13 protein-coding genes are annotated in these 14,661 nt (G+C 47.7%); 11 read left to right on the top strand and 2 right to left on the bottom strand.

What is annotated here, in order from left to right; translation table 11 throughout:
* The first annotated feature begins 74 nt into the window (after positions 1–74).
* The 7 genes from rhaB (at position 75) to EWA64_RS15210 (ending at position 7,063) form a co-directional block, all read left to right on the top strand.
* Positions 75–1,514 (top strand): rhamnulokinase, encoded by a 1,440-nt coding sequence (gene rhaB, locus EWA64_RS15240; RefSeq protein WP_061894029.1) that lies wholly within the window; start codon positions 75–77, stop codon positions 1,512–1,514.
* A 12-nt stretch (positions 1,515–1,526) separates the two neighbouring features.
* A complete protein-coding gene (locus EWA64_RS15235; RefSeq protein ID WP_061894028.1) occupies positions 1,527–2,786 on the top strand; it encodes an L-rhamnose isomerase in 1,260 nt (419 codons plus the stop codon).
* Between the two features lie 84 nt (positions 2,787–2,870).
* Complete coding sequence (locus EWA64_RS15230; protein WP_212590087.1) at positions 2,871–3,899, top strand: L-rhamnose/proton symporter RhaT; 1,029 nt, start codon at positions 2,871–2,873, stop codon at positions 3,897–3,899.
* 12 nt (positions 3,900–3,911) lie between these two features.
* Entirely contained in the window at positions 3,912–4,226 is a 315-nt protein-coding gene (gene rhaM, locus EWA64_RS15225) for an L-rhamnose mutarotase (protein WP_061894026.1), read from the top strand.
* The gene (rhaD, locus tag EWA64_RS15220; protein ID WP_061894025.1) at positions 4,223–5,023 is read left to right on the top strand and encodes a rhamnulose-1-phosphate aldolase; all 801 of its coding nucleotides are present in this window, start codon (positions 4,223–4,225) and stop codon (positions 5,021–5,023) included. Before rhaM ends, rhaD begins: the two co-directional genes overlap by 4 nt.
* A 7-nt stretch (positions 5,024–5,030) precedes the next feature.
* A complete protein-coding gene (locus EWA64_RS15215) occupies positions 5,031–6,173 on the top strand; it encodes an iron-containing alcohol dehydrogenase (protein WP_061894024.1) in 1,143 nt (380 codons plus the stop codon).
* An 86-nt stretch (positions 6,174–6,259) separates the two neighbouring features.
* Positions 6,260–7,063: a helix-turn-helix domain-containing protein gene (locus EWA64_RS15210; protein WP_061894023.1), complete on the top strand. Its 804-nt coding sequence runs from the start codon at positions 6,260–6,262 to the stop codon at positions 7,061–7,063.
* Positions 7,064–7,127: 64 nt separating this feature from the next.
* Here the strand turns inward: EWA64_RS15210 and EWA64_RS15205 are convergent, their stop codons facing one another.
* Positions 7,128–7,937, bottom strand: a complete 810-nt coding sequence (locus tag EWA64_RS15205) for a helix-turn-helix domain-containing protein (RefSeq protein WP_061894022.1) — start codon at positions 7,935–7,937, stop codon at positions 7,128–7,130.
* 321 nt (positions 7,938–8,258) lie between these two features.
* The gene (locus EWA64_RS15200) at positions 8,259–8,789 is read right to left on the bottom strand and encodes a GNAT family N-acetyltransferase (protein WP_061894021.1); all 531 of its coding nucleotides are present in this window, start codon (positions 8,787–8,789) and stop codon (positions 8,259–8,261) included.
* 162 nt (positions 8,790–8,951) lie between these two features.
* Here EWA64_RS15200 and EWA64_RS15195 point away from each other — a divergent pair, with 162 nt between their 5' ends.
* The 4 genes from EWA64_RS15195 to emrD all read left to right on the top strand — a co-directional run bounded on the left by EWA64_RS15195 (position 8,952) and on the right by emrD (position 14,657).
* Positions 8,952–9,782 carry an HDOD domain-containing protein gene (locus EWA64_RS15195; RefSeq protein ID WP_061894020.1) on the top strand — a complete coding sequence of 277 codons (831 nt, stop codon included), beginning with the start codon at positions 8,952–8,954 and terminating at the stop codon, positions 9,780–9,782.
* 579 nt (positions 9,783–10,361) lie between these two features.
* Positions 10,362–12,272 (top strand): arginine decarboxylase, encoded by a 1,911-nt coding sequence (speA, locus tag EWA64_RS15190; protein WP_061894019.1) that lies wholly within the window; start codon positions 10,362–10,364, stop codon positions 12,270–12,272.
* Positions 12,273–13,208 carry an agmatinase gene (gene speB / locus EWA64_RS15185; RefSeq protein WP_061894018.1) on the top strand — a complete coding sequence of 312 codons (936 nt, stop codon included), beginning with the start codon at positions 12,273–12,275 and terminating at the stop codon, positions 13,206–13,208. It abuts the gene before it with no gap.
* Between the two features lie 243 nt (positions 13,209–13,451).
* Complete coding sequence (gene emrD / locus EWA64_RS15180; protein WP_061894017.1) at positions 13,452–14,657, top strand: multidrug efflux MFS transporter EmrD; 1,206 nt, start codon at positions 13,452–13,454, stop codon at positions 14,655–14,657.
* The last annotated feature ends 4 nt before the right edge of the window (positions 14,658–14,661 follow it).

Raw genomic sequence — 14,661 nt, 5'->3', positions numbered from 1 at the left:
TTCTCGCCATTTTTTTAAAGTTTTTCCAACGCGAGATTTCGTCTAATAACCTCATCACAAACGAGGACTAAAAGATGAATTCAGTCATTGCCATTGACCTAGGCGCATCAAGTGGTCGCGTCATGGTCGGCTTTTTAGAAGATGGGAAAATTCGTTTAGAAGAATTTCACCGCTTTCAAAATCAACAGGTGACCCATAACAACCAATCTTGCTGGGACCTTTACTCCATTTTGGAAGAGATAAAAGTTGGCATCAATAAAGTGCTGGCAAGCAATATCGATGTTCGCTCATTAGCCATCGATACATGGGGAGTCGACTTTGTGCTCCTCGACAAATTTGGTAAACACCTTGGGGCATTCGTCAGCTATCGTGATGCGCGCACTGCAGGCATGTTGGACAAACTTCTCGCCGACAGCGGTATGAACAAAGAAAAAATCTATGCTGCGACGGGGATTCAATTTCTCACCTTCAACACCGTTTATCAACTCAAAGCGATCGCTGACGCACAGCCAGATTGGTTTGATGAGATTGATACACTGCTTTTTATTCCTGACTACCTGAACTACAAACTCAGTGGGGTGAAACATTGTGAATACACCAATGCGTCCACCAGTCAATTGCTTGATTGTCATGAGAAAAGCTGGAATAAAACGCTGATCGATGCCTGTGGCGCGAAGATGAACTGGTTCCTACCACCCAAAATGCCAAACCGTATTGTTGGCCAATACAAACTGGGAGATATTCATATCCCTGTCTGTTCCGTGGCAAGTCACGATACCGCGTCGGCCGTCGCCGCCACACCGATTTTCAACGACAACACTGCATACTTAAGTTCAGGAACTTGGTCCTTGGTTGGGGTTGAAAGCCTTGAACCCGTCACTTCAAATCAAGCATTCGCCTACAACCTCACTAACGAAGGTGGTGTGGATGGCCGCTACCGCATCTTAAAAAACATCATGGGGTTGTGGCTTATTCAACGAATTAAAGCGGAAAACCCTTCGCTGGCATTCTCTGACATCGCTTTACTTGCGAAACAAGCAACACCGTTTGAATTCGTCATTAATCCCAATGATGATGATTTTCTCAATCCGCCGTCGATGGCAGAGGCAATTAAAAACTGGTTTAAGGTGCGCCACTTACCCGCCCCAGAGAGCTTGGCTCAAGTCGTGCGCTGTATCTACGACAGCCTAGCACTCGCCTACAACGACGCCATCGAACAAATCGCACACGCGACGCAACGTTCAATTACCGAGCTACGCATCGTAGGCGGAGGTGTGCAAGACGAATTTCTCAACCAACTTTGTGCTGATGTATGCCAGATCTCTGTATCAACACAGCCAAAAGAAGCCTCGGCACTGGGCAACGTAATCAACCAGTTTATCGCCCTCGACATTATCTCCTGCTTGGATGAGGGCAGAAAAATCATTGATGCATCATCTCAAGTCAATGTCTATCAACCGAACCCTATTGCTGGCTTAGAAAACATCAAAGCACAGTATCAATTAGTAAAATAACCAGGTGAAAATATGAACGAACAGCAAATCTTATCGGCCTACCAATACGCAAAAGAAGCGTTTAAACAACATGGGGTAGATACCGATAAAGCGCTTGAAATCCTTAGTAAAACGCCAATTTCCATCCACTGTTGGCAAGGCGACGACGTGCGCGGTTTCGAATCTCCTGATGTGGCTTTGAGCGGCGGTATTCAAGCGACGGGCAACTATCCCGGCGCTGCCACCACGCCAACGCAACTGCGTGCGGACATGGAACAAGCGTTCTCACTCATCCCCGGGAAAAAGCGTGTTAACTTGCATGCCATTTACCTAGACAGTGATGAAAAAGTCGAGCGCAACCAGATCGCCCCAGCGCACTTTTCTCGTTGGGTTGAATGGGCGAAAAAGCACGATTTGGGATTGGACTTTAACCCTACGCTGTTTTCTCACCCATTAGCCGATGATGGTTTTACCCTTTCTCATCCGAATGAAGAAGTGCGTCAATTCTGGATTGAGCACGTTATCGCCAGCCGTAAAATTTCAGAATACTTTGGCCGCGAGCTTGGTACACCGTCGTTCATGAATATTTGGATTCCAGATGGTATGAAAGACCAGCCCGTCGACCGCCTCTCTCCACGGGCGCGTTTAGCCGATTCTCTCGATAAAGCCCTCGCAGAGAAAATTGATAGCAAATACCACAAAGACGCTGTGGAAAGTAAGCTTTTTGGTATCGGAGCGGAAGCGTTTACCGTCGGCAGCAATGAGTTTTATCTCGCTTATGCCGCGACACGTGGCACCGCTCTGTGTCTTGATGCTGGCCACTTCCACCCCACCGAAGTCATCAGCGACAAGATAAGCGCCTGCTCTCTGTACGTGCAAGATCTGCTACTGCATGTCACGCGTCCAATCCGCTGGGATTCAGATCACGTGGTCTCGTTTGATGATGAAACACAAGCGATCATGCGTGAGATCGTACGTAACGACTTACTCGATCGCGTTGCAATCGGCTTAGATTTCTTTGATGCATCGATTAACCGTATCGCCGCATGGGTTATCGGTACACGTAATGCACAAAAAGCGCTGCTGAAAGCCTTGCTAGAGCCAACAGAGAAACTTCATCAAGCGGAGCAAGCGTTCGACTACACCACGCGTTTTGGTCTGATTGAAGAAACACACTCTCTACCTTGGAGCGCAGTCTGGGATTACCACTGTCAACAAAACGGCGTGCCTGTCGGCTTTGACTGGATCAACCAAGTGAAAGATTACGAAGCAACAGTGCTCGCCACTCGTTAACCCTAACTCGGGCACTGTTGGCGACACCGCCGCAGTGCCACTTACCTCACCCCGAAATAATAGATAATAAAAAAGGAAATCAATATGTCTGTAGTAGCTGGTATTGGCTGGCATTTAGTGGGGGCGGCATCTGCTGCGGCCTTCTATGCCCCGTATAAAAAAGTGAAAGGATGGTCTTGGGAACTGATGTGGTCGATTGGAGGCTTGTTCTCTTGGGTGATCATGCCTTGGCTCGTCACCGCTATGCTGGTGCCAAACCTAAGTGAGTTCTATGCCAACGTTCCAATGTCCACCTTCGCCATGCTGATCTTTTGTGGCGCGATGTGGGGTATTGGCAACATCACCTATGGCTTAACCATGCGTTATTTGGGCCTATCGATGGGCATCGGCATTGCTATCGGTCTCAACCTAGCGGTTGGCACCCTGCTTCCGCCTATTTTAAAAGGTGAACTTGGTGCACTCATCAGCTCTGCGGGTGGCAGCCTGACGATGATAGGTATTGCGATTGCACTCGTCGGAATTGCTATCGTGACTTACGCCGGCAATGAGAAAGAGAAAGCCATGGGCGAGAAAGTCGAAGAGTTTGACCTGAAAAAAGGGGTCACTTTGGCCATTGTCTGCGGCATTTTCTCCGCTGGGTTTGCCTTTGGCTTGGATGCCTCTGGCCCGATCCGTGAACAGTCTGAACTGCTTGGCATCAATTACCTATATGTCGCAATGCCTGCTTATGGCTTCATCATGGGCGGCGGCGCACTGGTCAACTTTGCTTTCTGTCTCTACAACATTTTTTCCAATAAAGAGATTTCCGTACGCCGCGATCTGTCACTCGCTAAAGGGCTGATGATTCGCAACCTCCTCTTCACCGCTATGGGCGGGATCATGTGGTATCTACAATTCTTCTTCTACGGATGGGGAGAAGCCTCAGTTCCTGAGCATCTTGGTTATATCAACTGGATGCTGCACATGTCTGGTTATGTGCTCTTTGGTGGCGTCATTGGCCTCATCATGGCCGAATGGAAAGGCGTTGGAACCCGTCCAGTACGTATCCTAGTGTTTGGACTTTTGGTTATCACCGCCGCGGCAAACGTCGTTGGTATGGGCATGGCAGCATAAGGAGTCAAACTCGTGGAACGCAAAGCATTTTTGATGTTCGTTAATCCAGAATGTCATGTTGAATACCAAAAGCGCCACGATGAGATCTGGCAGGAGATGACCCATCTCCTGCAATCTCACGGGGTATCAAATTACTCGATTCATCTGTTTGCTGAACAAAACATGCTCTTCGGATATGCCGAAGTGCAAAGCGAAGCGCAATGGAATGCGATCGCAGATACAGCTATCTGTCGGAAATGGTGGGCTTATATGAAGGATGTCATGCCATCCAATCCGGATAATTCCCCAATTTCTAAACCACTTAAAGAGGTTTTCTATTTAAAATGATTTCATTAAACAGCACCGTATTACACGAAATTGCCAAAGTCAGCGAAGTATCTCAATACTTGTGGCAGCGAGAGTGGGCTGAGCGCAATGGCGGTAACATTTCTGTCGACCTCACCGATATCTTCGGCCCCGTCGCCAACACTGAGGTCGTCTATAAAAAATTGCCTCTGCCGTTACCCAACAGCTGTGCGAGCCGAATTTACTACGTGAAAGGAACCGGGCAGCGAATTCGTGAACTACGTGACGCGGCCTATGCTGGCTGTATTTTACAGATCAGCCCAGAAGCGGATAGTTTTGCGATTTTGTGGGGAGGCAATGCGTCAACTGACTTTGCACCGACTTCCGAATTTATTAGTCATATCAAAATCCTAGAAACAAAACGTGCGCAAGGTTCGAGTCACAAATCCGTGGTACACACTCATCCACTGGAACTGATCGCTCTTTCACACCATTCAGACGTATCAAAGAGCAGCGATCTCTTTACGCATACTTGCTGGAAAATGTTGCCTGAAGTGCGTGCATTCGTGCCGAAAGGTGTCGGCATGATCCCTTACTGCTTACCGTCATCGGAAGAGCTTGCGGATCTCACTACCGAATCTTTACTTCAACGTGATGTGGCCATTTGGGAAAAGCATGGCGCAACTGCCTCAGGTGATGACGTTTTACAAGCATTCGACTACATCGACGTCGCCAACAAAGGAGCTAAGTTGTACCTGATGTGTCTTGCTGCAGGGTATGAGCCAGAGGGCGTGACACAAGAGAACATGGATATTTTGAAAAACGTTTTTAACCTGTGAGACGAACATGAGTGTATTTAAATTAGCCTTTCCCAAAATTAACCTGTCTGGCGTAGGCGCAATTGAAGCGTTAGTTGAACGCATTTTGCAAACTCACGGCCAAGAGCCGGGCTTGCTCATCTGTGATCCTGCAATGGTTGAACTTGGGTTTGCCAGCAAACTTATCGATAGCCCGTTGAATATCCACCTTTTCCAGGACGTCAGACCAAATCCAGACACCAACACGGTCCTAAGCGCGCTGGATGCTTTTGAGACATCAGGCGCGACTTACCTCATCGGTTTTGGGGGTGGTAGCGCCATCGATACGTCAAAAGCCATTCGCATCTTGTCGGCTAACCCACTGCCAATTGCCGCGTACAACGGAGTGGAGAAAGTTAGCAAACTGGGGGTACCTCTTTATGCGATCAACACCACAGCAGGAACAGCGGCAGAAGTCACCAGCAATGCGGTGATCACCGACACACTGACTCACGTTAAGCACGTGATCATCTCAGATAAGATCATTCCTGATGTGTCGGTTAACGATCCCAGTGTCATGCTCGGTATCCCTAGCGCGGTGACAGCGGCAACGGGAATCGATGCACTGACGCATGCGATTGAGTCCTATGTTTCTGTCGGTGCTCATACCCTGACAGACTACATTTCGCTGGAATCAATCAAACTTATCGCACAGAGCTTGCCGAAAGCGGTAGACAATGGACAAGACATCGATGCGCGGACCATGATGGCTTATGGCCAGTTTGTGGCGGGTCTGTCATTTAACAGTGCAGGTCTTGGCATGGTACATGCCATGGCTCACCCTGCCGGCGCACAGAAAGATCTCCCACATGGCGTCTGTAACGCTATCTTGCTGCCCATCGTATGTGAATTTAACCGACCACATCAAGTCGAGAAATTTGCCAACATTGCTGTCGCGCTGGGCGTCGATACCTCGACAATGACGAGTGAAGAAGCCAGTTTTGCTGCCATCCAAGCCATCAAAGATCTTAACCAGCGCGTTGGCATCCCATCAGGCTTTGGGGCCTTTGGCATCACTGAGACTGATATCCTCGCTTGGGTTGATGATGCGCTCGCTGATCCATGTGCAGGTGGTAATCCTGTCGCAATGGATAAACAGCAAGTGATAGAACTTTACAAGAAAGCGCTGTAAGAGAAAAAAGCTGAGAGGTCACTCTCGGCTTTTTTATTATCTCCACGATATTATTAAGGCCATTTTATTGCAGGAATAAATTAATCGTGTTGCTTCTCAAATCTGACGAATATGTTGGCCACGACCACTCAATTAGAGTGTTGAGCCGCGAGCCTCAAGTGGATTATCCAGAGCATCGCCATGATTTTTCTGAACTTGTGCTGATCAGTTCAGGCTGCGGAATACACATTGTCAACGGCCACCATTCGGTGGTGCTTCCTAACACTGTCGCTTGCGTCAGCGATCGTGACTACCATCAATACATTGACAATAAAGATGTCAATTTGCTGAATATTCTCTACAACAAGAACCATTTACCAATCAGTCGCTGCGCCGCAGATGTGATCAAACGCTTGGAAAGTAATCACAGCCATTTTCTGATTAACGCTCAGACCTTTGGGCAGCTTCACGCCATTGGGCAACAGATCAAGCAAGAGCAACTCAGTGCAGAGAAACATTCTAATGCGCTTGTACAACTGCTGTTTGAGCAGTTGCTACTTTGTCTCGATCGCTTAGAGTGTGATAAATATCAGCACGCCCCAGTCATGCAGGCAATCATCTATTTATGCAACAACTACAGCGATCAAGATCTCTCGGTGCAAGGTGTCTGCGAGCTTTTTCAAATATCGCCCAAAAGCCTCAGCACGCAACTGCAATCGTTGACTGGCTTATCTAGCAATTCCTTCATTAACCAACTGCGCATACGCAAAGCAATGTCACTACTAAAAGCCGGAAAGTCGGTGACTCAAGTTGCATTTTCCGTGGGATATAACGACAGCAACTACTTCAGTACGAAATTTAAAAGTACCACTGGTGAATCACCAAGAAGCTACCTCAGAAAATGCAATTAATGGCTCTACAGGTAGGGATTAGGAGAGAGGCTGGTTGACGACCTAATAAAGCCGCCAACCAACATTACAGTGCCAAACTTGGCTTTTGCCCAGCTTTATCAATCGCCTCTTTGATTTGATTGAGGAAATCATTAGGCAGCTTACCAATGCCGTCGGAGAACATCAACGGCTCGTGTGGGCTGGCAATCAGCAACACATTTTTAAAGTCAGACACTTCAAAATTACCATCCGCCATATTCTCGCTGTGGTACTTCAGTACCTCTTTCGCTAACGTCTTGCCAATCGCAGTAAGCTGATCATCCGTCAGGTTCATGCGCGAAAAGCCGATCCGTACACAGTCTTTGTAAGCGGTTGTCTGCTCTTTCAGCGTTTCGGTGTACTTTTTGTTCAGCTTTGAATTGTCGGCAAAACGGTAATACATCGGTCCAACCAAGCTGAATTTATTGTCTTCGGTGAGTTTAATCAAACCCAACATTTCCAGGGCGCGAAAGTAGGAATAAGTAGTTGAGTCATCTAACTGATATTTGTCTTTCATCCAGAGAAAACCGTCTTTGTCGCGCAAATGACGGATTTCTCTGTAAAAATCATAAAGTTCTGGATGGTTAAAAAACACTTCATCCTGAGTATGGTTGAAGTAGTTTTCATCATTTGTCTGTAACTGCACTGCAATTTTCTGCAGCTCATCAAGGGTAGAATCAATCTCTCGGCAGTATTCAATCAACTTATCAAGCGTAATGTTCGAGCTATAAAGATGGCGTTTGAATGTAGAAAGAGGAATTCCTAATCTGTCAGACAACTCTCGATACGTTAGCCCTTTGCTTTTAATGATCTGCCTTAATGCGGCTAACAGATACTCGGGAGTAGTTCCTCGCATATCTTCTTTCCTTTTTATTTTACAACCGGACTATATTTGTAGCGTGAAAAAAATCTTTCGCAACCGTTACCGTGATTTTTTAATAAATAATTTGATATAGATACACTTTTTCCATTTATGCATTCAATATCACAAAAACAACAATACTCTGTTTAATAAATGTGAGGCAGTCAATTATTCACGTCAGTTAACTTTAACAATTTATTAATAATCAAAAGATTAGCAGAATAACAGAGATAGTGCTTTACCAAGATAAAAAAGTAAGCAGGCAAAGAGAGGAATAGCATCGATTTGAAAGAATAATTTCCCGTCATAGCCACATTAAACCGTGTTTTTCAATTTACGCAGGTTCAATTGATAGCGAAAACAATCCACATAATGGCCATGCAATCGCACATAGTTTGGTACTAAAGCAGCTTGAGAAAAACCGCACTTCTCCAGCACTCGTTGCGATGCCAAATTATCCACCGCTGCAACAGCGACAAGACGTCGAAATCCAATTTCCCTGACGGTATCAATGCCCTCCATTATCATTTCACTCGCCAACCCTTTGCCACATGAGCGTTCGGCGAATCGGTAGCCCAGCGCCGCTTGCCCTTGGTTAAACTTCACATCGTGGAAATTAATCCGCCCGAGGATCTCACCTTGGCTATCAACCACCACCATCGGCAGCAGGCGCTTCTCCTCATACTCTTCTAAGCAAAACTCAATATGTTCTAGAATGCCGTCAGAGGAGAGCATAGAAGCCTCCCTTGGTGCGATAAATCGTTCAAACCACTGACGATTCTCTAGCTCAAACTCAAGCAGAGCGTTACTGTCTTTCTCACTAAGTAATCTGAGTGTAACTGTCACTGCGACACCTTCTTTATTTGACCAAGCTCGATGAGCCTATTTTTTTTACTGCTCACTAGGCTATTTTCTGCCAAGCCTACTTTGCCATGATGCTATCGGCTTTTGTCATAATCTCAAAGTGTGACCTATATTAAAATTGCCCACACAACGAGGAGAAAAATCATGAGTCAGGCTGCGTTAATTACAAGACTAAACGAACTACCACGCATTCAAAGTCTGCTGCAAGAGCTACTGGAAATGGTCAATCGTGACGAAGTCGATTTTGTTCAACTCACGAAGAAAATTTCCATGGATCAAGTGCTCAGTGCCCGCTTATTGCGAATGGCCAACTCCGCCCATTTTGGCGGAAGTAAAAATGTCGCTACCATCAACGATGCGCTCATCCGCGTTGGCACAGAAGCGGTAAGAACTTTAGTCGTTGCTTCTGTGCTTTCCAGCGCCTTTCCTAAAATTACGACGCTAGATATGGAAAAATACTGGACCGACACTTTTGAAGTCTCGGTGATTTCCGCCAAATTGGCGGGAGAAGCGGGCATGGATGTTAATGAGACCTTTACCACTGGCGTTTTGCACAACATCGGTGAGCTCATGATCCATACCCTCGCACCGAGTGAAGCGCTATTGATCAATCAACGTGTCGCCAACGGTGAAGATCCGATAGCGGTACAGGAAGAACTCTTGAACGTCTCCTCTCCTACTTTGGGCGCAAAACTGGCACGTAGCTGGAACTTTCCCGAAGAAATGGCGGATGCAATAGAGCATTTCCCAGAGCCACGCGAAGCGGACGTCTCCCCAAAACTCGCCAGCATTTTGCACTTTGCGCGTGCTATCAACAACCGTTGGGATGAAATGACAGAACCCAGCGAAAAAGCCCTTTTCCTCGCCAACCACCCCGATTCAAGACTGCTTTGCATCTCTGCCGCCTTTGTCGATAAGCTTGATAAGATTCGCGGTAACGGCCGAGAATTGGCGCAACAAATGGTGGCAGCGTAATCAAGTTACAAGGTCGCAATCTCATTGACTCTTCCTTCTCAAACACACGTGATATTGCGACCTACAGACCATCTTTCTCCTGAGGGCTACCCTATTTAATGACCGTTGAATAATGTTTAATCAATTAAGCACTGCTGGAAAATCAGGCACTGCTCGAAAGTGATTTTTGCATGAATGAATATATTCATTATTTGCATTAGCAACGTGAGGCCTTATGGCAAATTAGAACGTTCTCTCACGACTCGAAAAGCGCAAAAAAAACCGGATAACTATCTGAATAAAAGGCGATTACTCTGACAACAAACCGCGGTTTCCACACCTAGAGCGGGCAACATTTTACCCCCTGAATATCAAGTGCTTACTCACTGTTATTCAATGAAAATTCGTTTGTTTTTCGTCGAGGTCACAATAAGAAACTGTTGTCGTAAAAATTAATTTTATTCATTAGACTCAAATGTTAAATTGTCCGTTAATTCGCGCAACACGCGTTGCGTGTCAGGCCATGAGAGGCTCAGCCCACTCATGTTTTGTTCTTAAATATCCGTTGCAGTTCTGCGGATATATTCTGTGAGATTAGATGTGGAACAAACATCCAAACTAGACCGCGTTCGCGCAGATTACAACGTACATTACTGGAGCCAAGGCTTTTACGGCATTGACGATCATGGAGAAATGTACGTTTCACCTCGTAGTGACAATGCTCACCAGATTCAGTTAAGCAAAATCGTCAAAGCACTGGAAGAGCGTCAGCTCAATGTGCCGGTGTTGGTTCGCTTTCCACAAATTCTGCATCAGCGTGTTCATTCGATCTGTGACGCGTTTAACCAGGCGATTGAGGAATATCAATACCCCAATAAATACCTGCTGGTTTACCCAATTAAAGTAAACCAACAGCGTGAAGTGGTGGATGAGATTCTGGCAAGCCAGGCACAACTTGAAACAAAACAGCTGGGCCTTGAAGCCGGCAGTAAACCAGAGCTACTCGCAGTGCTTGCCATGGCGCAACAAGCGAGCTCTGTGATCGTCTGCAATGGCTATAAAGACCGTGAGTACATCCGTTTAGCGCTGATTGGTGAGAAGCTGGGCCATAAAGTGTTCATCGTGCTTGAGAAGATGTCGGAGCTGGACTTGGTACTGCGTGAGGCCAAAAGTCTTGGTGTGACGCCACGTCTAGGCATTCGCATTCGCCTTGCATCTCAAGGTACAGGCAAATGGCAAGCTAGCGGTGGTGAAAAGTCAAAATTTGGCCTCTCTGCTTCGCAAGTGCTGAATGTGATCACCCGTTTGAAGCAAGAGAACCAGCTCGATACGTTGCAACTGGTTCACTTCCACCTTGGCTCACAAATGGCCAATATTCGCGATGTGCGTAATGGAGTGAACGAATCGGCGCGTTTTTACTGCGAACTGCGTACCCTTGGTGCGAACATTAAATATTTTGACGTAGGCGGTGGCTTGGCTATCGACTACGACGGCACGCGCAGCCAATCGTCCAACTCAATGAACTACGGTTTGGTCGAGTATGCACGTAACATCGTCAATACGGTCGGTGACGTGTGTAAAGATTACAAGCAGCCAATGCCCGTGATCATCTCTGAATCCGGTCGTTCATTAACCGCGCATCACGCGGTATTGATCGCCAACGTCATCGGTACAGAGACTTACAAGCCAGAAACGGTGACCGAGCCGGACGAAGATTTCCCAATGCTGCTCAACAACATGTGGCGCAGTTGGTTGAACCTGCACAACGGAACCGACGCACGTGCATTAATTGAGATTTACAACGACACCCAGAGCGATTTGGCTGAGGTGCATTCTCAGTTCGCCACCGGTGTGTTGACGCTTGAGCACCGCGCTTGGGCAGAGCAAACATCGCTGCGCATCTATTACGAGCTCAATCGTTTGATGAGCAACAAAAACCGTTTCCATCGCCCTATTTTGGACGAATTGGCCGAGCGTCTGGCAGACAAGTTCTTCGTCAACTTCTCGCTATTCCAGTCGCTGCCTGATTCTTGGGGTATCGATCAGGTTTTCCCGGTGATGCCTCTGTCTGGGCTGCAAAATACCGCAGACCGCCGCGCTGTGATGCTGGATATCACCTGCGATTCAGACGGTGCGATTGATGCGTACGTAGATGGTCAAGGTATCGAAAGTACCCTCCCCGTTCCCGCTTGGAACGCGGACGAACCTTATCTGATGGGCTTCTTCCTTGTGGGGGCTTACCAAGAAATTCTCGGTGACATGCATAACCTGTTTGGTGACACCCACAGTGTGGTGGTCAATGTCGGTGATCAAGGCGAAATGAATATCGATTTTGTCAACGAAGGTGACACCGTCGAAGACATGATGCGTTATGTGCATATTGATGTGGACCAGATCCGTAAGAACTACCAATCTCTGGTTTCACTTCGTGTTGAGGCCAAAGAGCAGCAACAAATCCTGGCAGAGCTCGAACAAGGTCTGTCTGGTTATACTTATTTAGAGGATTTCTAAATGAATGATTTGTTTACTAAAACTGATTATTCGCTTTACTCGAACTCAATGAGTTTCGTGCGTCGCCCGTATGTTAAAGATCCAGTCGCCGCAGATGCTGATCTGGTGGTGTTTGGTGCCCCATTGGATATGGCAACCTCTGGCCGCCCGGGTGCGCGTATGGGCCCGGATGCGATCCGTCGCGCCTCCGTTAACCTCGCTTGGGAAGGCAAAAAGTTTCCTTGGGACTTTAACCTGTTCAAGAAAGTAAAAGTGATCGACGGCGGTGACTTGGTCTTTGACTGTGGTGATGCAGAAGACTTTACCTACCGTATGGAAGCCGCGACCTCGGCTATTTTGCAAAGTGGCAAAACCATGTTGGCGCTGGGTGGCGATCACTTCATCACGCTACCAGTGCTGCGTGCTTATGCCAAACACTACGGTGAGATGGCACTGATCCACTTCGACGCGCACACCGACACCTATGCAAACGGCAGTAGCTACGACCACGGCACCATGTTCTACCATGCGCCAAAAGAAGGTTTGATCTCACCGAAGCACTCAGTACAAGTCGGTATTCGTACTGAATACAAACAAGACGGTCATGGCTTTAACGTCATCAACGCGATGCAAGCCAACGACATGACGGCCGAAGAGATTCTGGCCGACATTCGCCGCATCGTGGCAGATAAGCCAGTGTATGTGACGTTTGATATTGACTGCTTGGATCCGGCGTTTGCGCCCGGAACCGGTACGCCTGTTTGTGGCGGTCTCAACTCCGACAAGATCCTCAAAATCATCCGTGGTTTGAAAGACGTCAACATCGTCGGCATGGACGTTGTGGAAGTCTCTCCGCCATACGATCAGAGCGACCTGACCGCATTAGCAGGAGCCACCATCGCGCTTGAACTTATCTACGCATGGGCAGCGAACAAAGAGTTCGAAGAGAAGTTCTAATTCGTTGAATTATTGATAAAAGGGAGCGCAAGCTCCCTTTTTATCACCCTTACTTTTGCATTATTTTTTCTAATGCATATGATAGAAATTAATCTTGCTTTAGATCACATTTTCTCATTGCTTACCCTCCGAGCAAAGACTAACATCTCGCGCCGTAACCTCCCGTGTTTACGTCATTTATTGGCACTTTTTTACTAAAGCGCCGGGGAATATTGTTGTCTTTTTTCCGGAGAAAATACGCAGATGTCCGCGTCATTTCCATTAGTCAAACTTACCTTTTTAATCGCTATACTGACGGCTGTCGGTCAAATGACACAAACCATGTACGTGCCCTCGATTGGCTACATGGCCGACGAATTCCTCGTTTCACCAGCTGCTTTGCAGGCGGTCATGGCCTGCTATCTGATCCCGTATGGCTTATCGCAGTTTTTCTACGGGCCGCTGTCTGATCGCATTGGTCGTAAACCGGTCATCATCATCGGCTTGGTGATCTATATCCTTGGCACACTTGTGACGCTATTTGCCAAGCAGTATGAGTGGTTTTTGGCGGGTAGCTTTATTCAAGGCTTGGGCATTGGCTGCGGCGGAGCGATGTCACGCACCTTGACACGCGATTGCTTTGAAGGAGCAGAGCTGCACCGCGCCAACAGCCTGATTAGCATGTGCGTGATCTTTTCTCCCTTGTTGGCTCCGGTGCTGGGTGGCTACTTGACGGAAACCTTTAGTTGGCGTTCAAGTTACCTCTTCCTTGCTCTGTTTGCGATCGCGGTCATCATCACCATGATGACCAGCATGATGGAGACATTGCCAAAAGAGAAACGCAAAGTGGAGTCCGTCGCACGCAGTTACCGCTATGTGCTTTCCAACCCACGTTTCCAAGGCTATTTGCTCTGTTTAGTCGCGACTTTTGCTGGCGTGGCGGTGTTTGAAGCCGCGGCAGGCGTGCTGTTAGGCGGCGTGCTGAATCTACCAGCCACCACCGTCAGTATTTTGTTTGTCTTGCCCATTCCCGGTTATCTGATCGGTGCTGGTCTGTCGAGCTACATCGCTCAGCGCCGCTCGCAAAAACGTGCGCTCAATGTGGGTTTGGTGGCGATTTTGCTTGGCGCGGCCATCGTTTTGATCCCTGGCGTATTTGGTCAGACGACGGCACTCACGCTTGTTGGCGGCGCGACCATCTACTTTCTTGGCGCAGGTATTTTATTCCCAGCGGCAACCACTGGCGCACTGGCCCCTTTTCCTTATCATGCCGGGACGGGAGGCGCGATATTAGGCGGGATGCAAAACCTAGGAGCGGGCATTGCAACGCTCATCGCATCGCTGTTTCCAGCACAAGATCAACTGCCGCTGGGCTGCTTGATGCTCGTCATGTCCATTCTTGCCATGCTTGGGCTGCGTTTGGTGTTTCGTAAACCCGATTCATCCAATGAAATGCCGCTGGCGATTTAATCAA

Source organism: Vibrio cidicii (assembly GCF_009665415.1).
Taxonomy (GTDB): domain Bacteria; phylum Pseudomonadota; class Gammaproteobacteria; order Enterobacterales; family Vibrionaceae; genus Vibrio; species Vibrio cidicii.
Note: the sequence above shows the minus strand (reverse complement) of the source record. Positions and strands in the feature narration are given on the sequence as shown.